The 2,485-nt window shown below is 43.1% G+C and carries 2 protein-coding genes; one reads left to right on the top strand and one right to left on the bottom strand.

The window, feature by feature from the left end; all coding sequences use genetic code 11:
• On the top strand, positions 1 to 348 hold a 348-nt coding region (locus AB4496_RS16085), incomplete at its 5' end, for a hypothetical protein (protein ID WP_372131358.1).
• Between the two features lie 171 nt (positions 349 to 519).
• On the opposite strand, the gene AB4496_RS16080 is transcribed toward AB4496_RS16085, so the two are convergent.
• Positions 520 to 2,485, bottom strand: a 1,966-nt coding sequence (locus AB4496_RS16080; RefSeq protein ID WP_372131357.1) for a hypothetical protein, incomplete at its 5' end; no start/stop codon positions are given.

Below are 2,485 nucleotides of genomic sequence, written 5' to 3'. Positions count from 1 at the left end.
ACAGAGTCTGAATACCGCAACATTGTAAGTAGAAGCTATTATTCTATGTACCATTCAGCTTTAACGATTTTAGCACATGAACCACCATCATATGGAGGTCAAGGTGTACACTCATCACTAATCAGCTATTTACAGTCTAATGATGTAAAAACAAGTGAAGTGCATTCGCCTAGCACTTTGAAGGCTTTATCCTATATGCTTCAGCAGTATAAAGCTCAGCGAGTTATTGCTGACTATTATTTAACGCAAAACATCACTAAAGACAACGCATCTGATTCCGTCAATACCGCCAAGAGATTCAAGAAAAAATGTGATGAAATAACACCCCAGCAAACTTCTGACAAATGACTCACGGCAACGGCCAATCATCAGACTCAATGATTTCTAAGTAATCGGCCCACTAACCTTTCATACCCCCATACTGCCTCAGAAGTTTGTTCATTAACTGTTCTAGCTTACTTTTTGGCATCACCTGACTCCATTCAACTATTATCCGCTCTAATATTGACCAACAATGTCTTAATAGCAATATTTGTTAGGTGTAGAAATCCGCTTAGAACGACAAGGCATATACAGTTCTGTGGCGTATTCTAATTGAGCTTCCATCCAATAACTTTTCTCTCCTTCCTCCACCTCCCTAATTGGTGGGCTATCTTCAAATACCGACTTCCAATAAGCTAACCGCTCTTGATGCCGAATAAAATCATTTGAGTACAAATTGTCAGCCTCTTGCTTGATATCATTTAAGTCTAGATCTCTACATTCCATCGACCAACCACGGGCACCAGCCGCCCAGAATAAGAATTCATCCACTTTAGTCTTTGAATCATCGCCTTCAAACGTTACCGAGAACCTATTATCACTTGAAGCAAATACGCCACGTTCACGGATCTCTTTGTTCACCTTCTCCACCTGTTTTTCCAAACGAATAATACGACTCTGCATTTTGTCAGTGAGCTCTTTCGGTTTGCCTTGTTGCACTGCTATCGACTTCGCCTTGATTGTTTGAGCCTTAGCAGCAGCTAACTTAGATGCCTTTCTTTTCAGCGGTTTTTTCCACTGGTCTAGCTTATGTCCTAACTCCTTAATTATCGCCGTCATATTTCCAGCCTCAAACGAAGCCAAACATTCCCATTTTGGTGCTCGAGTGCTTGCCGATATGTTATAGCGATTCCCTTTTATCAACCCTTGTTCCGAATCTCCACCTTTGGCGGCATACCCAACCGCTTTAATGATGTACGAGCCGGCGGCTTTAGGCTTCCTGATTCGCTCAAGATTTGCAAAACCATGTCCCCAGATTTTCTCCAGTCGTTTTGCCCAAGCGCGGAAGAACCTAGGTTCAACATTCCACTTTAAAAGCATATGTACATGAGGGTTAGGTTCACCATCATCATTGGCCGGACACTCTGCAACCCAAATATAGTGAAAGTCGAGAGGTTTATTTGTTGGGCCAACGTCACTTGGCTTACCTAGATGAGGTGGCACTTTTTCAACTTTCAAATCGCAGTAAGGTTGCCCACTGTCTTCATCGGTTTGAATAGTATGATCAGCCACCCAACCGCGTTGATACATTTTTTTCATTGCATCAAGTAAGCGTGAAACTTCTTTACCTATAGTGGTTTCAATGGTTTTTTCTACCGTAAACTCTTTGGCGGGCTTATCTTCCAAGCGACAGAAATCACCTGCTATCTCACCATTATGATTCATCAACTTGGTTCGCAATCTATTTTTAAATGGGACTGTTGAATAAGGTCCAGCAATATCGGTAACAGGCGAAGCCACTCGCTTCTCTTTCGAGTTGCTCCTATAGGTCACCATGTTTCGACGATAACGAATTGGATGCCTAGCGCCTAGTTCACCCAATTCCGATTCATCAGCCATACCGCCAAATATGGCCAATCGCTGCTCTCTGGTGAACGTTAAGGTCAAAAACGTAGTGAAACCATCGTTACGAACTGCCGCATAAGCCGCACTTTCAAAAATCTGAGTTACCGCTCGCTTAGTCAGCTTGTCGGTGTACCGTTCACCGCTGTTGACAGTTGGTGCTTTACTCGTCGGTGTTTGAGTAATGTGCTGGATTCTGTACTGGTCGAAACACTCTCGCTGCTGTAATTGTACTGAAGTAGGATTGATTTTAGGCTCACAGCGGTTAATTTTACCTTTCTCTTGTAAAACGGCAGGTGTATTACGCTCTGTAGAGGTATACAACAAGTCGTGATTGAAATACGCCTCAGGGCTTTGTAGGACTTCCGATGGATTAATAACCCTATCTAGCAGCTGCAGAGTTTGGCGATTTCGCTCAATTCTATGACGGTGTTTCTCTGTCGGACTTTTGCGCCCTTTGACTAGCCTATACTCTTCGGCGATTCTCGCCGCCGCTTCGCGGTCGTGTTCAGTGCGATAATTAAGAGCTTTAAAAAGATCTATCGATCTCTTGAGCTCAAATTCTCGCTTAGATTGTTGGTTGAAAACACGATCGTAGATT

Source organism: Vibrio sp. 10N.222.46.A1 (genome assembly GCF_041473595.1).
Taxonomy (GTDB): domain Bacteria; phylum Pseudomonadota; class Gammaproteobacteria; order Enterobacterales; family Vibrionaceae; genus Vibrio; species Vibrio tasmaniensis_A.
The sequence above is the reverse complement of the archived record's forward strand: the minus strand, read 5'-3'. Positions and strand labels throughout refer to the sequence as shown.